Origin of the sequence: Xanthobacter agilis (assembly GCF_021730435.1) — a bacterium.
Classification (GTDB): domain Bacteria; phylum Pseudomonadota; class Alphaproteobacteria; order Rhizobiales; family Xanthobacteraceae; genus Xanthobacter; species Xanthobacter agilis.
Genome location: NZ_JABWGX010000038.1, coordinates 1 through 24,891, shown reverse-complemented (window position 1 = coordinate 24,891; position 24,891 = coordinate 1). Strand labels below are relative to the sequence as shown.

General features: G+C 67.6%; 11 protein-coding genes. 3 read left to right on the top strand and 8 right to left on the bottom strand.

What is annotated here, in order from left to right; translation table 11 throughout:
• Positions 1-60: 60 nt before the first annotated feature.
• The 3 genes from HUW53_RS20035 to HUW53_RS20025 all read right to left on the bottom strand — a co-directional run bounded on the left by HUW53_RS20035 (position 61) and on the right by HUW53_RS20025 (position 3,425).
• Entirely contained in the window at positions 61-1,521 is a 1,461-nt protein-coding gene (locus tag HUW53_RS20035) for a CoA transferase (protein WP_237347531.1), read from the bottom strand.
• A 93-nt stretch (positions 1,522-1,614) separates the two neighbouring features.
• Positions 1,615-3,126: a sodium:solute symporter family transporter gene (locus HUW53_RS20030; RefSeq protein WP_237347530.1), complete on the bottom strand. Its 1,512-nt coding sequence runs from the start codon at positions 3,124-3,126 to the stop codon at positions 1,615-1,617.
• Positions 3,123-3,425: a DUF485 domain-containing protein gene (locus HUW53_RS20025; RefSeq protein WP_237347529.1), complete on the bottom strand. Its 303-nt coding sequence runs from the start codon at positions 3,423-3,425 to the stop codon at positions 3,123-3,125. Before HUW53_RS20025 ends, HUW53_RS20030 begins: the two co-directional genes overlap by 4 nt.
• A gap of 221 nt (positions 3,426-3,646) precedes the next feature.
• Here HUW53_RS20025 and HUW53_RS20020 point away from each other — a divergent pair, with 221 nt between their 5' ends.
• Positions 3,647-4,582, top strand: coding sequence for a LysR family transcriptional regulator (locus HUW53_RS20020; protein WP_237347528.1), 936 nt, complete (start codon positions 3,647-3,649; stop codon positions 4,580-4,582).
• Between the two features lie 27 nt (positions 4,583-4,609).
• Here the strand turns inward: HUW53_RS20020 and HUW53_RS20015 are convergent, their stop codons facing one another.
• From HUW53_RS20015 to HUW53_RS20005, 3 genes are all read right to left on the bottom strand, one after another.
• On the bottom strand, positions 4,610-6,223 hold the full coding sequence (locus HUW53_RS20015) for a methyl-accepting chemotaxis protein (RefSeq protein WP_237347527.1): 1,614 nt from the start codon (positions 6,221-6,223) through the stop codon (positions 4,610-4,612).
• Between the two features lie 730 nt (positions 6,224-6,953).
• Positions 6,954-7,715: a response regulator gene (locus HUW53_RS20010; RefSeq protein WP_237347526.1), complete on the bottom strand. Its 762-nt coding sequence runs from the start codon at positions 7,713-7,715 to the stop codon at positions 6,954-6,956.
• Positions 7,690-8,952 carry an EAL domain-containing response regulator gene (locus tag HUW53_RS20005; RefSeq protein WP_272904341.1) on the bottom strand — a complete coding sequence of 421 codons (1,263 nt, stop codon included), beginning with the start codon at positions 8,950-8,952 and terminating at the stop codon, positions 7,690-7,692. The genes HUW53_RS20010 and HUW53_RS20005 overlap by 26 nt, the downstream gene beginning before the upstream one ends.
• Positions 8,953-9,441: 489 nt before the next feature.
• Here HUW53_RS20005 and HUW53_RS20000 point away from each other — a divergent pair, with 489 nt between their 5' ends.
• Both HUW53_RS20000 and HUW53_RS22020 read left to right on the top strand, forming a co-directional pair.
• Positions 9,442-9,822 (top strand): response regulator, encoded by a 381-nt coding sequence (locus HUW53_RS20000; RefSeq protein WP_237347524.1) that lies wholly within the window; start codon positions 9,442-9,444, stop codon positions 9,820-9,822.
• A 28-nt stretch (positions 9,823-9,850) separates the two neighbouring features.
• A complete protein-coding gene (locus tag HUW53_RS22020) occupies positions 9,851-11,932 on the top strand; it encodes an ATP-binding protein (protein WP_237347523.1) in 2,082 nt (693 codons plus the stop codon).
• A gap of 44 nt (positions 11,933-11,976) precedes the next feature.
• On the opposite strand, the gene HUW53_RS19990 is transcribed toward HUW53_RS22020, so the two are convergent.
• Together HUW53_RS19990 and HUW53_RS19985 are read right to left on the bottom strand one after the other, a co-directional pair.
• Positions 11,977-22,677, bottom strand: a complete 10,701-nt coding sequence (locus HUW53_RS19990) for an autotransporter outer membrane beta-barrel domain-containing protein (protein ID WP_237347522.1) — start codon at positions 22,675-22,677, stop codon at positions 11,977-11,979.
• A 697-nt stretch (positions 22,678-23,374) separates the two neighbouring features.
• Entirely contained in the window at positions 23,375-24,532 is a 1,158-nt protein-coding gene (locus HUW53_RS19985) for a TIGR03032 family protein (protein WP_237347521.1), read from the bottom strand.
• Positions 24,533-24,891: the final 359 nt, after the last annotated feature.

Below are 24,891 nucleotides of genomic sequence, written 5' to 3'. Positions count from 1 at the left end.
CAATCGGGAGCCAAGGCCTCCCGCCCCGATCACGCCACTGTGGATCGGAACCCGCCGGCCTCAGCTCGTGGCTGGCCCGCGCGCCAGCCATTCGGGGCGATCGCCGCCGAGGCGCGGCGTGGGGCGCGACCAGCGGCAGGGCGTCTCCGCCATCCCCAACACCGGCCCGAGCGTCTTCAAATCGCCGTAGCAGGTGCCGTTCACCTCCACCGACAGGGCGTCGAACTCGGGCGGGGTGAGGCGGCCGGGCGCATCGGAAAATCCGCTCACCAGCCCCTCGCGCTGCAACAGCATGGCCGATTGGCACAGCGACACCTGCACCCGGTAGCTGCCGCCCTCCCGCGTCCGCCGCGCCAGGGCCAGCATGGCGCCGAACGCACCCAGGAAGCCGGTGATGAAGTCGCACATGAACACCGGTGTCAGCTCCGGCCGCCCTGCCCCGCTGGCCTCGCCCTGGGTGTGGCAGATGCCGGTGACCGCCTGGGCCACCTGATCCCAGCCCGCGCGCCCGGCGAACGGGCCACCGGAGCCGAAGCAGTTCACCGAGACATGAACGAGCCCCGGCCGCAGCGCCATCAGCTCCTGAACGCCGAAGCCATGGGCGCCGAGGCGCTCCGGCCGGTAGCCGTCGATGAACACGTCCGCCTCCCGCACCAGCGCGCGCAGCCGGTCCGCCTCCTCCGGGCGGGTGAAATTGAGGAAGGCGCTGCGCTTGCCGTGGCTGGTGTCGCGCACGAAGGCCGGCACCTGGGGCAGCTCCGGCGCCGTGACCATCAACACGTCGGCGCCATGCTCGGCAAGGCTGAGACCCGCCGTCGGCCCGGCCAGGATGCGGGTAAGGTCGAGCACGCGCAACCCCGCCAGAGGCGCCGCCCCGGCCGGCAACGGCTGTGGCGCGCTCTCCGCCACCTTGGTGATCTCCACCACCGGCCGCGCCGCGAGATAAGCGCCATGGGGATGGGCGAGCCACTCCTGCGGCGTGCGCACCTTGCCACCGCACGCGCGCGCCGCCGCCAGCGCATCTTCCAGCGCATCGGCGGACCACCGCCCCACCGCGGCGCTCACGGCCTCCACCGTGCTGTCGCAGGCGAGCACATCCAGAACCCGCCGCTCCAGGTGGGGCAGATTGGTATGGGGCAGGACATAACCGCCGTCCGCCGCCGCCCAGGGCTGGGTCAGCGCCACCATGTGCTTCATGGCCGGCGCGGTCGGAATGGGATGGTGGAGGCCATCCGCCCCCCGCAGCAGCGTCTCCTCGCCGCCGGAAAGGGAGGTGGCGGCGGCGGCGCGGGCATCGACCTTGATCGCCTGACGGCGCCCCGTGCGCAATTCCCACAAATCGTTGGCGGCAACGCCGCGCGCCGCCAGCACGGCGGCCGAGACCTCGCCAATGCGGAACGGCGTGCGAAAGAACGGATCGGCACCGGTCAATGTCACTTCGGCGGGATCGAGGGGCATCGTGCCCCGGATGGCCATCAGCTCGGCGAACGCGTTGGAGGACCGGGGTGAGAACGTCGTCATGAGTATTTAATGACCTCTATCGAGATGCGCCTTGGGCGCGATACCGGGGCGTTGCCGCCGGCCTGAACCGTTTCGATCCGAGCCGGCGGTTGCTCAGGCGGCAGCCGCCGGCATGCGCCCGGCGCCAAGGCCCTGGCGATCGGCGCGCGAGACCAGCCAGCAGGTGAGGAAGGCGAGCGGCATGGAGATCAGGGTCGGCGGATCGAGGCTGACCATCGGCGCGGCGAAGCCGAACACCTTCACCCACATGGACGGGCCCAGCACCGTGAGCACCAGCGCGGCCAGCAGCCCCGCGCTGCCACCGGCGATGGCCCCCCGCGTGGTGAGCCCGCGCCAATAGATGGAGAGCAGCAGCACTGGAAAGGTCGACGAGCAGGCGATGGCGAACGCCAGCGAGATCATATAGGCGACGTTCTGCCCCTCGAAGGCGATGCCGAGGGCGATGGCGAGAAGCCCCAGCACCACGGTGGCGATGCGGGAAATCTTCAGTTCCCGCTGATCGTCCACATGGCCCTTCAGCACCACGCGAGCGTAAAGGTCATGGCTGACCGCGGACGCCCCCGCCAGCGTGAGGCCGGCCACCACCGCGAGGATGGTGGCGAACGCCACCGCCGAGACCAGCCCCAGCATCACATTGCCGCCGAGAATGCGCGACAGGTGGATGGCCACCATGTTGACCCCACCCAGCACCTTGCCATCGGCCCCGATGGCGGACGGATCGCCGGCGAGGATGACGATGGCGCCGAACCCGAAGATGGCGGTGGCGGCATAGAAGGTGCTGATGAAGGCCGTGCCCCACACCACCGAGTTCCGCGCCGCGCGGGCATCGGGCACCGTGAAGAAACGCATCAGGATGTGCGGCAGCCCGGCGGTGCCGAACATGAGCGCGAGCGCCAGCGACAGGGCGGAAAACGGCGCGTGGGAGGCGGCCGCGGGCGCCAGCACGCCGGCCCCCTTCGGATGCGTCTGTGCCGCCGTCTTCAGGATCGCCGAGATGTCGAAGCCGAAGCGCTGCAGCACCAGCCCCGCGATCACCGCACCGCCCACCAGCATGAGGCACGCCTTGACGATCTGTACCCAGGTCGTGGCCATCATGCCGCCGAACATCACGTAGCAGATCATCAACACCCCCACGAGGGCGACGGCGGCCTTGAAGCTGATACCGAAAAGCAGCTCGATCAGCGCCCCGGCGCCGGCCAGCTGGGCGATCAGATAGAAGGCGATCACCACCAGCGAGGCCACCGCGCCGAAAATACGCATGGGGGTCTCCTCCAGGTTGAGGCTCACCACATCCGAGAAGGTGAACTTGCCCAGCCGCCGCAGCCGCTCCGCCAGCAGGAAGACCACGATGGGCATGCCGGTGGAATAGCCGATGGCGTAGATGTAGCCGTCGAACCCGCTGGTGAAGATCAGGCCCGTCAGGCCCAGAAACGCACCCGCCGACAAGGCGTCGCCGGCGAGCGCGAGCCCGTTCTGCAGGCTCGTGATATTGCCGCCCGCGGCATAGAAATCACTGGTGCCCTTGGTATGGCGCGCCGCCCACCAGGTGATCGCGAGCGACAGGAGCACGATGGCGATGAAACAGGTGATGGCGACCGTGTTCATCGCGCCACCCCTTCCGCCGCGATCACGGCCGCGCCGCCCTCGGCGGCCTTCTCCCGCCGGTTCGCCGCGAGCGCATAGGCCACGGTGAGCACGAACCCCAGGCCGATCACCCCAAGTCCCAATGCGAACGCCCAGGTGATCGCTCCACCCGGCCGCACCGGCGCCGCCAGCAGCTCCGGAGCGAATGCGCCAAGCGACGTGAATGCAAGATACACCACGGCCAGGACGGCCGTGGACAGGAGCCCCAGGGCGGCGCCCTCATCACCGGAGCGAGGGCCGGATGTCGTGTGTCTGCTCATGATTTTGTTCCCCTTCGTGGATGGAGGACACGCCGCGCCCCGCCGCGACCGGGGTCAGGGGGTGTCCACGCCTGGAGACGCCGGGGTTGGGAGCAGCCTCCGGCCACCGATCGCCTCACTTTTAATCAGGGAGTCGCCCTGACCATTTTCGAGGCTATCAACCACTTTGACATTCCTGAAATGGTTTGATTTGATCTCAGTCATCTGAAATTGAGATGGCCATGCAGAGCACGGACCTGGAATTCTTCATGGCGGTCAGCCGCGAGGCCTCCATCGGCGGCGCCGCCTTGAAGCTCAACACGGCCCAATCCAACGTGACGAACCGTATCAAGAAGCTGGAAGCGGACCTGGGCGTCGTCCTGTTCGAGCGGCATTCGCGCGGCGTGAAGCCGACCGCCGCCGCCGAGCGGCTGCTGCCGTTCGCCGCCGAGGTCAGCCGACTGCTGCGGGAGGCGCGCTTTTCCGTGACCGCGGGTGATGCCCCGCGCGGACCGCTCCTGATCGGCGCCATGGAGACCACCATGGCGCTGCGCCTCAGCGGCCGGCTGGTCCACTTCTCCCGCCTCTATCCAGAAGTGGACCTCAGCCTGCGGACCGGCACCACGGCGGAATTGGTGGAGCAGGTTCTGCATCAGGAGCTTGAGGGGGCCTATGTGTGCGGGCCGATCGCCCATCCCCGCCTCATGGCGCGGCGCGCCTTCATGGAAGACCTCGCCATCGTCGCCGGGCCGGATGTCGCGTCCCTCGACACCATCGTCGAGCGCGGACATGCCAACATCTACGTCTTCCGCCGCGGCTGCTCCTACCGCCAGCGGCTGGAACAGATCCTCGCCCGCCGCGGCATCGCGGTGGCGCGTACGCTGGAATACGGCAGCCTTGACGCCATCCTCGCCTGCGTGTCCGCCGGCATGGGCGTGACCCTGCTGCCGCTGGACCTCCTGAAGGCCCGCCGCCCCGCCCACGACCTCTCTGTGCTGCGCCTGCCGGAAGCGGAGGCGCAGGTGGAGACCTTGTTCATCCGCCGCGCACAGGCTTATGTCTCCCCGGCGCTGACGGCGTTTCTCGGCTCCGTCGACACCGGCGCGACACCACCCGCCGCGCCAGTCCCGTCAGAGGAGCCCCCCAACGGGACCGCGCCCGCGCCGTCCCAGGTCTGACGCGGGCCTGTCTGACGCGGACCTGCCTCACGCGGCCGCGAAATCCGCGACAAAACTGTCGACCGTCTTGCGCAGCTCTTGAGCCTGACCAGAGAGGCCCGAGGACAGTGTCAGCAACTGCGTGGCGGCCGCCCCCGTCATCCCCGCCGCCTGCCCCACGCCGGAGATGTTCTGCATCACCTGATGGGTGCCGCTGGCCGCCTGCTGGCAGTTCTGGGCAATCTCACCCGTCGCAGCGCTCTGCTCCTCCACCGCGCCGGAGATGGTGGTGGCGATCTCCTTGATGGTGGAAATCACCTGGGCAATCGCGCTCATGGACCGCACCGAGCTTTCAGTCGCCTGCTGGATCTCGGACACTTTCGAGCCGATCTCCTCGGTCGCCTTGCCGGTCTGGTGCGCAAGCGCCTTCACCTCGGCCGCCACCACCGCGAAGCCTTTTCCCGCCTCGCCGGCGCGCGCCGCCTCGATGGTGGCATTCAGCGCCAATAGATTGGTCTGGTCGGCGATGCTCCGGATGAGATTGATGACATCGCCAATCGAGGACGCAGCGGCGGCGAGGTCGGAAATGCGGGCGTTGGAGCTCTGCGCTTCAGAAAAGGCGGTGTCCGCGATCTGTACCGAATGCACCACCTGGCTGCTGATCTCGCGCACGGAAGCCGCCATCTCCTCGGTCGAGGCGGCGACGGTCTGAACATTGGTGGCGGCGTCTTCCGCGGCGCCGGACACCGCATGTGCCTGCTGGGCTGTCTGTTCCGCGGTGGCCGACAGGTTGCGGGCGGCATCGGCGACCTCGCCGGAAGATCCGGCAAAGCCGGCCGCGAGCCCCTGCATCCGCTCGACAAAGGTGGCAGCAAGCCGTTCGCGACGGGCGAGGGCTTCGCGTTCAGTCCTCTCCCGCGCTTCCTGTTCCAGCTTCATGCGCACACCTTCACGCATGCGCTCTTGCATGTAGACGACACTCCGGCCAATGGCGCCGAACTCATCGGAGCGGCGTGAGGACACGATTTCCGCATCGAGATGGCCGTCACCGATCGCCCTCAGGTCGGCCGAAAGCGTGGTCATGGGGCGCGTGATGGAGCGGTAAAGGAGGAAGAAGGCCGTGGCGAGAACCACGAGCAGCACGGAAATGCTCACGGCGAGTCGAGTCGCTTGCGCTTGGAACTCCCTGTCGATGTCGTCCACATAGACGCCAGCGGAGATCACCCAGCCCCAGGGCTCGAACAGGACGCTGTAGGAGACCTTTTCATAGGGCGTCGGGTCGCCTCCGGCCTTGGGCGCGTAATAAGTGGTGAATCCGCCACCCGCCTTCGCCAGTGCGATCTGAGCCTGAACGAAGGGGTTGCCGTGCGAATCCTTCTCCTGGCTGCGATCACGTCCCTCGACCTGACGCCGGGCCCCGTGAAACACGCCAATCCCATCAACGCTATTGATCCAGATGTAATTATTGCCTTCGAACCGAAGCCGATGAACCAGATCGCCCGCCAGCTTCCTGGCCTCGGCCTCGTTGAGAGCCCCCTTCTGGACCTCCTGGTGATAGGCCGAGATCTGGGAGAGCGCCGATTCGACGATATGGCTGACGCCATTTTTGCGCTCCTCCAGCATGCTCGCCCGGAGCGAGAAGAGGAAAATGGCGCTGACCACCCCCAACCCAACAATGAACACACCGAATAGAAGAAGAAGCCTGGCCCTGATCGAAAGCGAAAACATGGCTACCACCTACCCATTCCTGATATTCGACTTCCATTATTGTTAATACATACTTTATAATACACAAAAATACACATCTAATATGTAAAATATCACAACGAAATATATTTGTATAAAATAAAATATCCGAATTGGTGTGAAAATTAATATTCAAAATTTAAAGAACGCACTTCTCCGAATATGGCACTTGCAGTCAGAGCTATGAAATATTTGATTATTTTTGAATCACTCACACCTCCCCATACGGAATATAAAATATAAAGCTACGAAAAATTCAATCCATTCCGACACCAGCATGATGACATCACGAGCTGCCGTAAGCTTCGTGTACCGAAAGGTAAGGGCAATTGACATGCCTCAAAATCACCGTTTTTGCGTCAATACGCCTGAATACAAAAGCCCCATGAGTTGACACATTAGCCTTTGGTCAAGCCTGCGCCGCGCATAAGTGGACCCACAGCGCACCCACTTGGTACCGGTCAAAGACCGCGGCCAATGGTATGAAATGACAGATCCTGTTCAGCTCATAAACAGGACATGCTGATCACTGTCGGCACGATATTGGATTATATGTGAGAAACACTCCCAATCGACTGAGCGATATCATGGACAACCGCGCAGGCCCGGCCAAAGGCCCACGCCTGCGAGTCACCGGCCTTTGGCCTCAGTCCGGCTTCTGTCCGAGCCGCTCCAGCTGGCGGCGGAGAAACGCCTCCATCCGCTCGCGCCCGTGGGTGGTGAGCTTGACCACGGTCCGGCGCCGGTCCTGTTGATCGGGCTCTCGCTCCACAAGGCCCGCTGTCACCAGATCATCGATGCGCCGCAGGGCGGTGGTCGTGGGCGCGCCGGACGCAATGCAAAGGCTGGTGACGGAAATCGGCCGGTGGTAGGCCTCCGACATGAACAGATCCAGCAGCATCTCCCACGCCGGATCGCCGAACAGGTCGGTTTCAAAAATCGCGGTCCGGTCCACCTGCGCGGCAACCAGGACGCGAAGGTAGAGCGCGGTGTTGATGATCTCGACGCCCGCCGTTCGCGCCTGCGTCGGCGCGCCCCCCACCAGCGCGAAGGCGCGGGCGATCGCCGACGCCACCTCGTCCGCCGTCACCGGCTTTTGCAGGAAGTCGAGCACCCGCAGGCGCAGGGCGCTCACGGCACGATCCAGCGAGGCATGTCCCGTCACCACGATGGCGGCCAGCGGCAATGACCGGCGACGGGTCGCCAGCTTCTGCAGCAGCTCGATCCCGTCGATGCGCGGCAGCTGCAGATCCGTCACGATGACTTCAAGACTGCCGTGCTTTTCCACCAGATCCAGCGCTTCCGCCGCCGACATGGCGGTCAGAGCCGGAATGCCCAGCATTTCAAGGCCTTCATGCAGCTCGGTCAGGCCGTCGGCATCATCATCCACCAGCAATACACGAGGCACTCCCTGCGCCTGCTCGTTCATTGCGATCTCCCTCGTCCGTGCCGATCCGGCCATCCTGTTTCTCGTCTTGGGCGGTGAGCCAGGCGAGCAATTCGCCAATTGGCATCTTTCGCGCGATCAGATAGCCCTGGATCAGATCCACGGTATCCCTGCGCGTGGCCTCCAGATCCTCGGCCGTCTCCACCCCTTCGGCGACCACCTTCATTCCGAGCCGGTGCCCGAGCTTCACCAGAGCTGAAAAGATATCCTGCGCCTTCTGCGAGTGGCGCGCCCGGTGCAGCAGATCCATGTCGATCTTGAGCTCGGTCACCGGCAGCCGCGCCAGCTGAAGCAATCCGCTCTGGCGCTGCCCCACATCGTCGAGCGCCAGCCCGAACCCGGCAATCCGCAATTGCGCCAATGCCATGAGGCTCTCGCTGGACCGGTCGTACAACGCATCCTCGGTCAGCTCGCAGATGACGGCCGAAGGCGTCAGCCCCTCCTGCACCACCATGCGGACCAGCATCCTGGGGGTATCGGCGGCAATCAGCAGTTCGAGCGGAAGGTTGATGCTGACCGCCCCTTCGTATCCGCGCGCGTGCCACTGACGGCACCCCTGGAGGCCGGCACGGATCGTGTAGTACGAGAGGCGCGCCATGAGGGCACAGTCGCGGCTCGCCGCGGCGATCAGATCCGGCACGGCAATGCGGCCGATGCCGGGGAGTTCATTGCCGAGCAGCAGTTCCGCGCCGCAAAAGCCAAGGCTGCGCGCATCCACCTTGGGCTGGAACATCACCGCGAGGGCATCGCGATCCATCGCCGCGGCAATCGCGGCGGCGATGGAGGCCCCGTCCGTCCGCGCCGCGTCACGAACCGGGCCTTGCGCAACACCGCAACCGTCATTCACGAGGCGCAGCAGCGCCGCCGGCTCGAACGGCTTCGTGAAGCCCGCGAGAATCGGAGTGCCTTGCAACCGGGCCGCATCGGCCACCGCGCTCAGGACATCCTCCCCCTTCCCGCTGATCACCACCACCTGGGGCCGGACCGGAATGCGCGAAAGCGCGCGGATGACCTCGGTGCCGTCCAATCCGGGCAGGGACAGGTCGAGCAAGAGAAGATCGTAACGGCCGAGGTCCTCCAGGGAAAAGGAGGTCACATCCCCCATGCCGTCCACATCGTGCCCGTCCAGGGCCAGCAATTCGCCGAGATCCTCGCGGAAGGCCTCGTCGTCATCGAGAATGAAGATCCGCTTCTTCATGACCCTGGCGTTCTCTCCGCATCGGCTTTTCCCTCCCTCCCCTTAGCCGATGCCCAGAAGGGCCACCGGACCGAACAAGCAGAGACAGGTATCGGCACTCTTCCACTCACCGCCGACAGCACGGATATCCTCTCCCCGAGCGCAGGCATTGACCGATCATTTCTCCCTTCGCGGAGGCTAAAAGCTCAATCCGCGAACGCGTATCATTTAAATACACGCGCGCCCCACCATCATCTTATCTTGTCCAGTAATTTGAAGATTGCAATGGCCCGGATCAAAAACCATCAACCCAAATAGATGTCAGATACGGAGGCAATGGATACCTCAATAAGGTATCATATTACCATTATCACACAATTTGATCTAATCTGGTGCGATCTTATGTTTTTGGCTCAATCTTGGACCGAGTTGTCCTTGACCCGCCACCGGTGGCGGTTGCCCATAGAAGCAGATCCAATTCCGTCTACTTTCGGATAAGCGACCCAGACGATGAGCCACTTGCTGATCGTAGACGACGAGCCCGACTTTCTCGATGAACTGGCGGAAGCGCTGTCGTTCGAGGGGCTGACCTCCACCTGCGTGTCGCGCGCGGGGGAGGCGATCGCGGCCGTGCGCGCCGACCCCAATATTGACATCGTCGTCACCGATATCCGCATGCCGGACATGGACGGCGTGGACCTGATCCAGGCATTGAAGGCATCTTTTCCCGAGCGCACGATGAAATTCGTGGTGATGACCGGACATGCGGCGGAAGAGGACATTCGGCGCGCGCAGGCGGCAGGTGCCGACGCCTGGTTCCCTAAACCGCTCGCCTTTGCCAGCTTCTGCCAGACCTTGGCGACCATGGGAGGAATGAATAGGCAAACCTGACACGGCCGCTCGCTCCTCGGGCGGCATCGTGAACCCGGTCACGCTGCTGCTGGCGGCCCTGCTCATCCTGGTGGGGTGCCTGCCGTTTGCAGCGGCGGTGACCCTTTACACTCTGCACAGCAAGACTGAGATCCACAACGCAAAGGACAGTGCGGCCAAGCTCACAAGACTGCTGCTGCACAGCTTCGAGCGCTCGATCGATCCGATCGATGCCTGGATGCAGAACTTCGCCGGCACCTTCGACGCCAACTGGAGCCCCCAGCAGGCCTACGAAGCCCTGAGGGACGTGAAGCTTCCCGCCTCCATCATCCAACTTGCGGTCGTGGACAAGAAGGGGATGCTGATCGCCAGCAACCTCTCCAGCCCCTCCGCGAAGCCCGTGGATGTGTCCGACCGGGAGCATATCCGCGTCCATATGGATCATAACTCCCCGCGGGGAGATCTCTTCATCAGCAAGCCGGTGCTCGGACGCGTATCGAATGCCTGGACGCTGCAATTGACGCGTCCGCTGGACGACGGGCATGGGCATTTTGGCGGCGTGGTCGTCGCATCCTTCGCCATCTCGGAGTTCATCGAATTCTTCAAACAGTTGAGGCTTGAAGACAACATGCTGATCGCCCTCGCGGGTAACGACGGCGTCATCCGCGCCCGCGCGGCGAAAGACACCTCGTTCGGCGATGACGTCTCCGACAGCCCCGCGTTCAAGCGGATCATGTCGGCGACGGAGGCGGACTATGATTTCAGAAGCACCCTCGACGGCATCGTCCGTATCGGCCACATGATCCGCTCCGAGCGTTATCCCATCTCGGCGATGGTCGGCTATTCCCTGGATTTCATTCAGCAACAGACCCGAGACTTTCGCACGGCCATATGGGGCACCGCGGTGGGGCTCGCCGCTGCACTGCTGATCCTGGTCCTCCTGGCGAGCCGCTACATAAACATGCAAAAGCGCCTCAATGCCCAGGGGCTCGAGGCGCAGGCCCGTCGGCGGGAAGCGGATGTGCTTGGCGCCATCAGCCGCGTGCCGGGCATCAGCGTCCTGCATGTGGATGAAAGCGGGCCGAACGAGGTGAGCGCCGTGCCGGCAAGCCCGATGGGGGCCGCGGTGCGCAGATATGCGCGAAGCAACAGGTTCCGCGGTGTCACCGCCGGCCTCAACGTCCCCATGGTGAGCAATGAGCACCTGGCCGACGGCCACAACGAATGGGAGGTGGAGATGGTGGTGGCGCCTCTCAAATCCTTGGAAGCGGACCGGCCGAGTGCCGAAAAGAAGGAAGTCGTCGTGTTCGCCCTGGATCAGACCACCCGCCGCATGGAGGAAAGCAAGCTTTATCAGATGTCGAAGCTGGCCTCGCTCGGAGAAGTCGCCACCGGCCTCGCGCACGAGATCAACCAGCCCCTCGGCGTGATCCGCCTTGCCGCGACTAATGCGTTGACGGCCATGCAGAGGGGCGCGACCCACGAATATCTCACGGCCAAGCTCAATCGCATCATCCAGCAGACCGAGCGCATGAGCCGCATCGTCGATCATATGCGCATCTTCGGGCGCAAGAGCGACGACGAGCTTCGCCCCTGTCGCGCCGAGAACGCGGTGGCGGGCGCGTTGCAGGTTCTCGGGGAACAGATCCGGCTCGACGACATTCACATCGAGATCCATGTGGCGCCGGACCTTCCCAAGATCCTGTGCCGGCAAAATCAGTTGGAGCAAGTGCTCATCAACCTGCTTCAGAATGCGCGAGATGCCGTTCTCGACGCCTCGGCCGCGCGCGGCGACAGCGTACCCGGCCGGATCGGCATCGATGTGACGTCGCCCGAACCGGCGGCGGGAGAGAGCCGCAAGGTCTTTATCGAGGTCTCGGACAATGCCGGGGGCATCTCCTCGGACATCATGGAGCGGGTTTTCCAGCCGTTCTTCACCACCAAGCCTCCCGGCAAGGGCACCGGGCTCGGCCTTTCGGTGAGCTTCGGCATCGTCCGCAATCACGCCGGCCGGCTATCGGTCCGCAACGGCGCGGAAGGCGCCGTCTTTGTGATCGAACTCCCAGCCCAGGACGATGAGGCCGGCGACGCTTCGCCCGCCCCGCAGCTCAGCACCAGCGAGCCCCGGTAGGGCGCAACAGCCACATCGGCCGCGCGCCCCAGAGGGGACCACCGTCAGAAGTGGATGGCGAACCGTGCCGCGCCCAATTGCGAGGTGTAGTCGCCATTGGCGTTGAGATTGTATTCCAGCTTCAGTTCCAGGTTCTCCTTGGAGAGCGCCTGAAGGCCGACTTCAAGCGTCCCGAGCGCATTCGGCATGGGCGTGTTGGCGGTGAACGACGCGGCACCCAGCGGCGCCGCGAGGAAGCTTGCCGTGGTGGTCCACGAGTCGTTGGAGGCAAAGGACGCCCCCAGCGTCAGGTAGGGCCGCAGCACGCTCCCGTCCGACAGATCCACCCGCCCGCCGAACTCCACCGCGGGCGCGACCACGAAAGTGGTCTGGCTCGCCCCGTTGATGGCGAGCTCCGCCCCGGTATAGCCCCGCTCGGAATAGCCTGAGGCGTCCACATAGACCAGATCGAGATCGACCCTGGGGCGCGCATACCAGTTGCTGAAGGCGATCTCATAGGAGCCACGCAGGCGCCCGGTGACGTTCATCACGTCCGCGGTGCTTGTCAGCGCACCGGCCATGGTCCGCAGGGTGCGCTGGTTGTCATAGCTCATCCAGCCGAGATCCAGCGCCGCCGCGAACAGCCACGGCCCCATCTGGCGCTTCAGCGCGAAGCCGACATCCACGCCATTGCCGTCCGAGGATAGCGAATCGTCGGAACCGGACAGCCAGGATTGCTGGTAGGCCGCCGACAGGGCGAAGAACGTGTCGGGGGCGACTTCGCTTTGAACCCCCGCCTGGAAGATCAGGTTGTTGACCCCAAAACCGGGCATCTGACCACTGGAGTCCTGGCTGGTGCGCCCGCCGATGACACGGGTCCAAGCGCAGCGATCCTCATGCAGCTGCGTGCTGTCGGCGCTGAAGACCGGGCAACTGAGCGTACGGTTCAGGAACTCCCGGCTGTCCTGGGTCCGCAACGTCGCGGAAGTCCCGAGCATCTGCGGCGAGAACTGGCCGAGCGCGGCCTGATAGGCAGAGAGGCCGGAAATGTCGATGAGGGACGAGAAGACATTGGTCATGCCGCTCGATCCGCCCAGGTTCCATGCCTGCTGCAGCGCCCCGCCCACCGCGGCCTGATTGCCGTTCAAGGGCACCCCCGCCGGCACGAAATGGGCGATGGGCGTGACACTGATGGCGGTTGCCGTAGTGGTCATGTCCCAGCTGTAGGCGAGGCCGGACTCGGTGGGGACCGCCGTGTTGTCCACCGATGCCGCTTCCAGCAGCTTGTAGCTCACATTCGGCGCGATGGTCTTGGGCCGGACATCGATGAGCCCCGACAAGGTCGCGCTCTTGTCGATGGCCATGAAATCGTTGCCCCCCGAGCGGGCGTCGATGTCGGCCTGGAAGACGCCGTCGGAGACGAAGGCCCCGAGCAGGCCCGTCTTCGCCAGCGCGCTCAAGCCACCCGGATTGATCGTCCCGGAATTCCGGAGCGTGAGATGCTCCGCCGCCGACGCGCCGACCAAAGCCGCCGCCGAGGCGACCTGTAGCGTCGGGTCCCGCATCAAGATGTAGTCGCCCGCGTTGAAGTGGCCGCCCTTCAGCACGACGAAACTGTTGCGGCCGCCGCCCAGGTCCACGCTTCCGTTCAGCGTGCCGGCCACCTGCACCGCGTCCGCAGCCGCCCCGGTCTTGATCGCGAGATCCGTGCCCGCATTCACCACGCCTGCGCTGGCGATGGTGATGGTGTTCTGCTGCCCACCGGAGAGCACGATCGAGGCCACCGCCCCGGTGCCGCCCTGCACGAGACCGCCGCTCGCGACGTTCACCGTGATTTGCCCATTGCCCGATGCGCCGAGGCTCTGGGCGAAAATGGCGGGCGATCCCGCGCCGGTGGCGATGACCGAGCCGCCGACGTTCACCGTGACCGCGCCGCCGGTCCCCGTGCCGCCCGCGGTGCCCAGGCCGATGCCGCTGGTCGTCCCCGCCAGGCCGCCACCGCCGCCGATGGACTGGGCCACGATGGCCGCCGTGTTGGCGCCCGTAGTCTTGACCAGACCCGTCACGGAAACATCGACGATTCCGCCGTTTCCGGCGCCCCCGCCGCTGCCGGAAATGCCGTCCGAAACCGAGAACACCGCACTCGCGGCGCTGCCGCCGATACCGCCGCCGCCGCCGATGGACTGGGCGAAGATGGCGCTGGCGCCATCGCCCGACGTCTGGATGGTGCCCGCGACCGTCGCATAGACATTGCCGCCATTGCCCCCGACGCCACCCGCGCCGCCAAAGGCGACCGCCCCGGTCCCGTCGGAAGCCGCCGCCCCGGCCAGGCCGCCGCCGCCGCCGATGGACTGCAACAGGAGACCGTGCGAGTTGGTGCCCGAGGTGGAGATGGAGGCCGCTTCGGCGAGCGTCACCGTCACCGTTTCGCCCGCGCCCCCCGCTCCGCCGGAGGCGCCAAGCGTCAGCGCGACGGAATGGGAGCCGGACGCATCGGACGTGCTCGTCGCCGCAAGGCCGCCGCCGCCACCGATGGATTGCGCCAGCACGCCGGCGGCGGTGTCGCCCGATGTCTGGATCAGCCCCTCGATCGTCACCGCCACCTTGCCGCCGTTGCCCGCCACGTTGCCGGAGCCGCCGAGCGCCACGGCGGCGGCCACGCTGCCGGTGCCTGAATCCGCGCCGACGCTGGAGGCCCGCCCGCCGCCGCCACCGATGGACTGGACCAGCGCGCCGTTGGAGCTGTCCCCGCTGGTGACGATCTCGCCGCTCTGGGTCAGCGTGACCTTGCCGCCATTCCCTCCCGTCCCGCCGGACCCGCCGAGGGTGAGACCCACGTTGACGGTGTTGCTGCCACCATCGGCGGTGCTGTTCGCCGCGGCCGCGGTACCACCGCCACCGCCGATGGATTGCACGAGGAGGCCGTCGGAGCCCGCACCTGCCGTGTTGACCAGGGCATCGACGTTCACCGTCACGGTGCCGCCACCGCCGCCCGTGCCGCCGCTGCCGCCGACGGTGGCGGACAGGCTCACCGTGCCGCCGGTGTCGCCGCTGGCGGAGGAAGAAAGGCCCGCCTTGCCACCGCCGCCGCCGACGGACTGGGCCACAAGGCCCGCCGCATCGTGGCCGCTGGTGGAGATGAGCGTCGATGTCCCGGTGCCGAACAGCACCTTCACCGCCCCGCCATTGCCGCCGGTGCCGCCGCCACCGCCCACCGTGGCGGCAAGGCCGACGCTGCTTCCGCCCTTGCCATCCGCCTTGGTGCGGCCACCGCCGCCGACGCCGCCACCGCCGCCGATGGACTGCGCGAGGATGGCATCCGCCATGTCGCCGCTGGTGGTGATCTGCATGGCGGACGAACCGTAGACGCCCACGTCGCCACCCTTGCCGCCGCTGCCGCCGCCACCGCCGATGCTTGCGCCCACCGCCACTTGGCCGGTGGTGGCGTTCTGCGCGCTGCCGGCGGTGCCGCCGCCGCCGCCCACCGACTGGGCGAGGATCGCGCTGGCGCCGAGGCCGCTGGTCGTGATGTCGGCGGTGTTGGTGACGTTCACCGACCCGCCTTGTCCACCCCCGGCCCCCGAGCCAGTCAAAGCAAGGCCCACCGCCGCCGTGCCGCCGCTGCCGCTGTCGCCGGTGACCGCGGCATTGCCGCCGCCGCCGCCGATGGACTGGACCAGGAGGCCATGGGAAAAATCCCCCGCCGTGGTGAGCGCGCCGGAGTTCGTGACGCTGGCGGCCCCGCCGTTGCCGGCGACCCCACCGCTGCCGCCCAGGCTCGCGGACAGGTTCAGCTTCGCGGATTGGCCTTTCGCCGTGGAGCTGGACGCCACCGCATTGCCGCCACCGCCGCCGATGGATTGCACCAGGATCGCGCTGGAATGGTCGCCGCTGGTCTGGATGATGCCCGCATTGGTAACGCTGGCCGTGCCGCCCTTGCCCCCGGTGCCGCCGGCGCCGCCGACCGAGGCCGAAAGGTTCGCCGCGGTGTCGCCGCTGGTGGTGGAGGAGCTGGCGCCGCCCTTGCCGCCCCCGCCGCCGATGGACTGGGCGACAAGGCCGTTGGCCCCCACCCCCAGCGTGACGATGGCGAACGCCGTGCCCGAGGGATCAGCCGGCGCGCCGTTGGTGATCGTCGCCGTACTGCCGTTGCCGCCGCTGCCCGAGCCGCCGCCGACCCCCACATCGAGGCTGAGGCCGTTGCCGCCCTTGCCGTCCGCCTTGCCGGTGCCTGCCCCGCCGCTGCCGCCGCTGCCGCCGATGGACTGCACCAGCACCGCATCCGCCGCATTGCCGGTGGTGGAGATGACCAGCCCGCTGCTGGCGGCCGCCAGCGTCGCGGTGGCGGTGCCGCCGTTGCCGCCTCCGCCGCCGGTCCCGCCGACAGAACCCCCGACCGCAAATTGCGCGGACGCCGCATTGTCCGCGCTGCTGGCCGAGCCGCCGCCGCCGCCGATGGACTGCACCAGGATGGCCGAGGCCCCATGGCCCGTCGTCGCCACGCCGGCCGTGACATCGGCGGTCGCGGTGCCGCCCGTGTTGCCGCTGCCGCCGGAGCCGGACAGCGACAGGGTCACACCCGCCGTGCCGCCTTCGGATGCGCCGCCCGAGGTTCCGGACTTGCCGCCGCCGCCGCCGATGGACTGCACCAGGATGCCGTAGCTGAAGGCCCCGTTTGTCAGGATCTGCGCGGCGCTCTGCACCGCGGCGGTGCCACCGGCATTGCCATCGCCGCCGGAGCCGCCCAGGGCCACCGCGATACTCGCCTGCGCCTTGGTGCCATCCGCCGCCGCGTGGGTGTTCAGGGCAAGGCCACCACCGCCGCCGATGGATTGGGCGATGATGCCGGCGGCATGATCGCCGCTGGTGGTGACGGTACCGCTATTCCAGGACACGGAGGCGTCGCCGCCTTTGTTGCCCTGGCCGCCATTGCCGCCGATGCCCACCGACAGGGCGGCCGCGCTGCTGTCTCCCTTCTCGGCGCTGCTGGAGGTGGCGCCCGCGCCCTTGCCGCCGCCACCGCCGATGGACTGCGCGACCACGCCGTTGGCGCCGGTCCCATAGGTCCGGATCGCGACCCCCTGGCTGGTGGCGCCGCCCCCCACGATCTGCGCCGTCTCTCCCTTGCCGCCGGAACCGCCGCCGCCGCCAACCGCCACATCAAGGCTGACGCTGTTGCCGCCGGCGCCATCCGCCTTGCCGGTACCCGCGCCGCCGGTGCCGCCGCCGCCGCCGATGGATTGCACCAACACCGCGTCCGAGGCCTGCCCGGTGGTGGTGATGCTGCCGAGGGTGGTGTTGGCGAAGGTGGCATAGGCATTCCCGCCATTGCCGCCACCGCCGCCGGTGCCGCCCACCGCCGCGCCCACCGCGAACTTGGCGCTGGCCGCATTGGTGGCGCTGGCCGCATTGCCGCCACCACCGCCGATGGATTGCGCCAGCACGCCGACCCCGTCATGCCCCGCTGTCTGGACGTTTCCGGTGCTCGTGACCTTCACCGTGCCGCCGCTGGCCCCGCTGCCGCCATTGCCCGCGAGGGAGAAGCTGAGGCTCGCGGTCTTGGATGCGGCGACCGCCGCCGACGTCCCCACCGAACCACCGCCGCCACCGACAGACTGCGCCAGAATGCCGTTGGCATGATCGCCGGAAACGGAAATGTCGCCGGACGTGCTAACGCTTACGTCCCCACCGTGGGCACCGCTGCCCCCATCCCCGCCCAGGGCCGCCGAGATGGAATAGCTTGCCCCCTTGTCACCCTTTGAGGTGGATGATCCGCCCTTGCCGCCGCCACCGCCGATGGACTGCGCCAGAATGCCGTTGGCGCTCGCGCCGCGGGTGACGATGTCCGCCGCATTGGTGACCAGGACCGCGCCGCCGAACGACCCGCTGCCGCCCGCGCCGCCCAGGGTGAGGGTCGCGGAGATCGAATCCTGCCCCTTGGCATGTCCGTCCGCGCCCGCCGATCCCCCGATGCCGCCGCCGCCGCCGACCGATTGGGCGAGGATCGCATCCGACAACTCGCCCGTCGTCTGAACCTTGCCGTCGGTGGTCACGGAGACGCTGCCGCCGTGCTCACCACTGCCGCCGGAGGACGAAATGGCGGCGCCGAGGGCGATCTTGGAGGTGGTGACGGAATTGCTGTTACCGGCGATGCCGCCGCCGCCGCCCACCGACTGGGCGATGATCGCCGCCGCATCCTTGCCCTTCGTGACGACGACGCCCCTGGACACCACATTGACGGCGCCGCCGATGCCGCCATCGCCGCCCGTCGCGCCAAGAGTGAAGGTGAGGGCGGCCTTGCCGCCGGAGGCGGAGCCCGCCGCCGCGCCGCCCTTGCCGCCGCCACCGCCAATGGACTGCGCGACGATGGCGGACGCATGATCGCCCGCGGTCGAAATCAGAAGGGTCGCGTGCGGGTCAGCCGCCACATTGCTGACGGTGACCGCCTTGCCGTCGCCGCCGCTGCCGCCCTGGCCGCCGAGGGCGGCGGTGAGGCTGAAGCCGGCATTGGAGTTCGGCAGATAGGTGTCGGTTTCAGTCGTGCCGGAAGCCGAGCCGCCACTGCCGCCGCCGCCGCCGATGGACTGGGCGAGAATACCGTCGGCATCGCCGCCGGTGGTCGCGATCACGCCGGTATTCTGGACACCAACGCTGCCGCCATTGCCGCCGCCACCGCCGGTTCCGCCCAGCGTCACGCCCAGATTGACGGTTCCGCTCTGCGCATTGGCCGTGCCGCCGCCGGCCGTGCCGCCGCCGCCGCCGATGGATTGGGCGAGGATGCCCCGCGCGCTGGCGCCGGTGGTGGTGATGGTCCCGGAATTGGTCACCGTCACCGCCGCGCCGGCGCTGGCCGTGCCGCCCGACCCGCCGGCCGAAAGGCTGACCGATACCGACTTCGACAAGGTGAGCGCATTGGACGACGAGGCCCCCACCCCGCCGTTGCCGCCGCCGCCGCCGATAGACTGGGCGATGATCGCATCCGCGAAATTGCCGCGCGTGGCCACGGTGCCGGAATTGGTCACCGTCACCGCGCCGCCCGCGCCGCCGCCGCCGCCGCTACCACCCAGGCTCGCCGACACCGCGAGGGCGAAGCCGTTGGACCCCGCCACGCTGAGGGCGCTGGCATCGCCGCCGGTGCCGCCGCCGCCGCCGATGGCCTGGGCGAGGATGCCCGTTGCGCCGGAACCGGAGGTGGTGACGATGCCGGTGTTGGAGACGGTCACCGTGCCGGCATTGTTGCCGCTGCCGCCGGACCCGCCCAACGCCGCCGACACGGACACCGAGACATCCACGCCGATCGAGGCCGCTTCGGCTGCGGCCGAGCCGCCATTGCCGCCGCCGCCGCCGATGGACTGGGCGACGATGCCCATGGAATCGAGGCCGCTGGTGGAAATCACGCCCGAGTTGTTGACCGACGCGGCATAGCCGACGCCACCCGAGCCCCCGCTGCCACCCAAGGCCACCGCTGCGGCTCCGAACAGGCCGCCGCTGCGCGACAGCGCACTGCCGCCCGAGCCGCCGCCGCCGCCGATGGACTGCGCGAGGATGCCGGACGCGCGATCCCCCGAGGTGGTGATGCCGGCCGCGTTGACAACCGCCACATTGCCCGCATTGCCGCCCGATCCGCCGGTGCCGCCGATGGTGAAGGAGACCCCTTCGAGCGTGTCGGCCGTCGCGCTGCCACCGGCGCCGCCGCCACCGCCGACGGACTGGGCGAGGACGGCGGTGGAATAGGCGCCGCTGGTCATGACCGTCACGGTGGAGGCGCTGGCGCCCGCATTCTTCACATAGACGGTGCCACCGGCGCCGCCCGCGCCACCGCCGCCACCGATGGCCGCCGATATGCCGATGCCGGCGGCGATGGCGCCGCCGCCCCGTCCGCCGCCGCCGCCGATGGACTGCGCCACGATGCCGAACGCATTCGCGTTGCTGGTGGAAATCAGCCCGGAATTATAGACCTTGGCCGTTCCGCCGGCACCGCCCGAGGCCCCCTGCCCACCCAGCGAGACGAGGCCGCCGGCCCCGCCGCCATTGCCGCCACCGCCGCCGATGGCCTGCACCAGGAGGCCGTCCGAATAGGCGCCGCGGGTGGTGATGGTTCCCGAATTCCGGGCCAGCGCCGTGGCGCCGGTGCCGGTGCCGGACGAGCCGCCCGCCTGGGTGGAGCCGCCGATGGCGATCTGCCCCGTTCCGAGGATGAGGCTGCCGCCGCCCCCGCCCACCGACTGGACCAACATGCCGTGGGAATAATTGCCGTAGGTGTTGACCGCGCCCTGGTTGATTCCGGTCGCGTTGCCGGCCGAGCCGCTGGAGGCACCGTTGCCGCCCATGGCGGTGAAGCCGCCGCCGGCGTCGCCGCCATTACCGCCGCCGCCCGCCACCGATTGCACCACGATGCCGACCGAGGCGGCCCCTGTGGTGGTCACATTGGCGGACGAGTTCACATAGACATAGCCGGACGATCCGCCTTTGCCGGCATTGCCGCCGGAGCTGGAAACGAAGCCGCCGTAAACACTGGCGCCGCTGGCGCCGATGCCGCCGAGGCTTTCCGCCAGAATGCCGTTTGACCCATAGCCGGACGCGGTGATGCTCACGCCGCTGGCAATGCTGACGTTGACGGCCTTCCCGGTGGAGATGGCGTTGCCGCCCTGCCCGCCGTTGCCGCCCGTCAGATTCCATGCGCCGTTGGCGGTCGCGCCGCTGCCGCCATTGCCGCCGTTGGCCTGGACCAGCACCACCGGCGAGGCATTGCCGGTGGTCGACAAGGTGGCCCCGCCTTGCACAGTCAGGCTGGCGGCGCCGCCGGTGCCGCCATTGCCGCCATTGCCGCCGGTGGCGCTATATCCCCCCACGTAATCCGGCTTGGCGATGTAGCCCGCGCCCGCGTTTCCGCCGTTGGCATAAACGGCGACAGCCTGCGCATTGCTGCTACCGGTCACCGCCACGGTGGTGTTCGCACCAACGGTCACCGAGACAGTGCCGCCGGCGCCACCGTAGCCGCCATTGCCGCCCCAGGCGTTCGCGACGCCGGCATAGCCGTATCCACCCTGGCCACCGGCACCGCCGTCGGCGCGCCCCTCGATACCGGTGGCGGACCCGTGAATGGTCCCCGACACGGCGATGGAGACCGTGCCCGCGCTGCCGCCGAGACCACCGTCGCCACCCGTCGCGTTGGCGAAGGTCGAATCGCCTTCGCCGCCCGCGCCGCCCGCGCCGCCGATCGACGCCACCCGAATGGCGGTGACGCTGGCCGTGGTGGAAATGGCGGTCAGGCTGAGCGTGATGTTTCCACCATTGCCGCCGCCGCCGCCCACGCCACCGTTTGCCGCATTGGCGGTGGCATGGGTGTAGCCGCCATTTCCGCCATTTCCGCCGGTCGAGGCGACCGCGAGGCCGTCGCCTCCGGCGGCGGTGATGGATGTGTAGGAGATCGTCGCGCTGACCGTCCCGCCGTTTCCGCCGACGCCACCGGTGCCGCCGGTGGGCTCCACGGTACCGCCATAGGCCTTGCCCCCCGTACCCCCGGCGCCGCCGTTGGAATTGAGAAGGATGGCGTTCGCACTGCCGATGACGGTGCTGTTGCTCTGCCCCTGGGTGCCCGTCACCGTGAGGCTGACGGCGCCACCATTGCCCCCCTGCCCGCCCGACGCGGTGTTCAACCCGGCGGTGGCACTGCTGGCATAGCCCGCCGCGCCACCCCCGCCGCCGGCGGAGGTGATGACGATGGCATTGCCCGCGGTTGCCTGGATGGTGCTTTGCGAGATGTTCAGGCCGGCATAATTGCCATCTCCGCCGGCGCCACCAGCACCGGCAGTTGGCGTGGAGAAGCGATTCTTCGCATAGCCGCCATCGCCGCCTGCCCCGCCGACCACCTGGACGCTGATGCCGTAGGCGGCGCCCACCACCGTGGCTTGAGCAAGCTGACCATAGGTTCGGCCCGTGCCCCCGCCCAGGCCGCCGGCCGCCGACGTGGAACTGTAGTCGACCGCATCGGACGTGCCGCCCGTGCCGCCCGCGCCGCCGATGGACTGGATCAAGATCGCACCGGAGCCGCCCGACACCGATGACCCACTCAGGGCGAACCCGATGGCATTGCCGTTGCCGCCGGCGCCACCGACATAGCCAAGCGCGGAGCCGTCCGTGGTCGCGCCCTCTCCGGACGCGCCCCCGAGCCCGCCGAACGAGTTGATAACGATGCCCTGGCCCTGCGACGACACCTGGGACCCGGACACGGCGATGTTGATCGCCCCGCCATTTCCGCCGCCACCACCGGTGCCGCCATAGCCATTGTCGAGCAAGCTGTAGCCATAGCCACCGATGCCGCCGGCGCCGCCGGCGGACTGGGTAAGGATGGCCGGACCCGACGTGGTCGCCGTGACGCTTTGTATGGTGATTTGCTGAAGGAGGCCGCCATAGCCGCCGGCTCCGCCATTGCCGCCGGTGCCGTTGTTGGAACCGCCGCCCCCGGTCGTACCCGCGCCGCCCGCGCCCCCTGAGCCGCCGGTCGTGCTGAGAACAAAGGCCGAGCTGCCGCTCACGGCGCCGGAAACGGACGCCGAATAGGACCCCAAGCCCTGGCCGCCGCCCCCGGCGCCGCCATGGGCATCGTCATGAATATAGTGCTCCGAGCTGCCATTGCCCCCCGGCGAGCCGATCACCGTTCGTGCGTAAGGCAGCGACTGGGCGCGGACCGGCGCCGGTGCCACGAGGCCAGCACCCGCCAGCGCGACGATACCACACAAGGATGTGGAAAGCGCAGTAGACAACCGCAGCCGCGCAGTAGATGCGCCGTATACGCGACCGGCCTTGACGCACTGCGCACCGCCGGATCGACCTTGCCCCTCAGCCATTCCACCGCCCCAGCAAAAATGACTCTAAAGAGCTAACATTGCCAAAGCTCAATGGGAATGCCGTTCAACGGTGATGCGTGAAAAATCGTCTTGGCGCAGCGCAGTCTTGCCTCGATACATCACATACATACAATCATTTGAATGCTACTCAAAGCGACGTGATGTTCGCTTTGAAGGAGGAGAAGAAAGCCCGCTTTTCGCCGTCCGAAGAACAAAGACCACCCGAGAGCGTTTTCAAGCGAAGTGGATTCCGGTTCGCGTGAAGAAAATGCGTGAATGCAAAAGTTAGAGCGGATGACGAGAGCCCCTGCGAACGGAAAGCGCTCCGGATGTGGCGCGAGAGGTCCATTGATACATAGGCGGGGAGATGCGTCCGGAAATTGCGCGCGTCATCGGATTCATCAGACCCATCGCCGCGCCGCGGCCGGTGGCAGCTCCGATAGCCTCCGCACTGGGGGCATGATCGGTGCGCGGGCCGACGCGCACCGGAGCCCTCGGGGCGAGAAGGCACGCCCTGTGCCGTCATCGTCCGCCCAGCTCTGTTTCGACCGCGCTTGACCCCCGCGTTTTCCGACGCGGGACGCCCCGTGGGCCTTGATCGCAGGCGCCGGCCTCAAGGCGGGCCGGGCGCGTCCAACGCGCGCGGCGGCGCCTCCATGGTGATGAGGTCGGACAGTTCAGCCCCCTGCAGCGGCGCCGCCATGGGGCAGGCGACATGCGGCAGGACGACGACGTCGAACAACTCGCGGATGTGCCCGTCGAGTCGGATCCACTGCACAATATCGCCGGTGGCGAGATTGATGATCTGCACGCCGCACCAGGGCTGGCCGCCGCGCCTTGCGATCTCGTCCTCAATCGGCAGGCCCTTGAAATTGAGATAGCGCGGCAGGGACAGCGTGACGATGGCATGCCCGTCATGGAAGGCGAGGCCGCGGGTGAAGCCCGGGCAGAAGGCCACGTCTTCCCGCGCGCCGGTTGAGGGGTCGATCCGGACCAGATAGCCGCGCCCGGAATCCAGCACCCACAAGGCTCCGCCATACATGCGTGGCGAATGGGGCATGGACAGCCCGTCCGCGACGATGGCGTCATCCTCCACGCGAATGACCACGCCGCCGCCTTTCTTGTGCTCGCGCCAGCCATCGACCACATCGGTTCGGCTCACCGCCGTCACATAGCGCACCTGCCCCTCATGCATGCACATCCCGTTCAGGTGGCAGCGATCCTCGGCGGCGAGGCGGGAGATGAATTTCGGCTTCCAGAGCGGCTGGAAGCTGTGGCTCAGGCTGAAGGTGGCGAGGCACGAGAACTTGGTGTTCACGAAGATCACCCGGCCGCGCCCGTCCACGCCCAGCTCATGGGCATCGATGTCGCCGGTGATTCGCGCGGTGCGTGGAACGAACAGGGCGTCGAAATTCTGGTTCGCCCGCTCGTCGGCGCCGAGCACGTTCTCCAGCCGCCAGATCTGCACCAGCGAAGCCAGAAGCAGGCGTCCCGGCTCGGACCACAGGCCCATGGCGCGCACGAAATCGCGCTGGTGGAAGGAGATCGTGCCATCCGGGAACCGTCCCACCAGGAACAATTGTCCGCTCTGATAGGAGGAGAAGGCGAGGCTGAGATCATGCTGGGCGAGCCACTGCGCGAACCCGCGAGAGCACGCCAGTTCCGTGCTGTTCGTCTGCGCATCGATGGCTGCCGACGCCGCCTCGGCGGACGCGGTGTGCGGTGTCGGCCGGTCGGCCAGTTCCGCGGCAGGCGTATTGATCTCGTGCATCGAAAAAAGAAACCGTGATTTAGGCCGCGTCCGCGGTTGATCGACGAGTCTGTACTGAAGCGAAGATCATCGTCGAGCGCAAATTCGAAATGCGCCGCCCACCGGGCGCGCCCGGTGGGCACCAAAACCGGCAGCCAATGCGCACGACGAAGGCATGGCTTGTGACCAGTCTCCATCGGACCCGCAGGTAAAGCCGGCGTTCGCGTCGGCCCGCCGGATGCCTCCCGTCGGGCTGAGGCCCTATTGGAAATCGGTCGCGGCATTGAGGTACACGCGCCGGATCCCGGCGCCGCTTTCGGCGTCGGAGGGCATCCGCCTGCAGGCGTGGGCGGTGTTGGGTGTGGTGGTTGGGGTTGGGG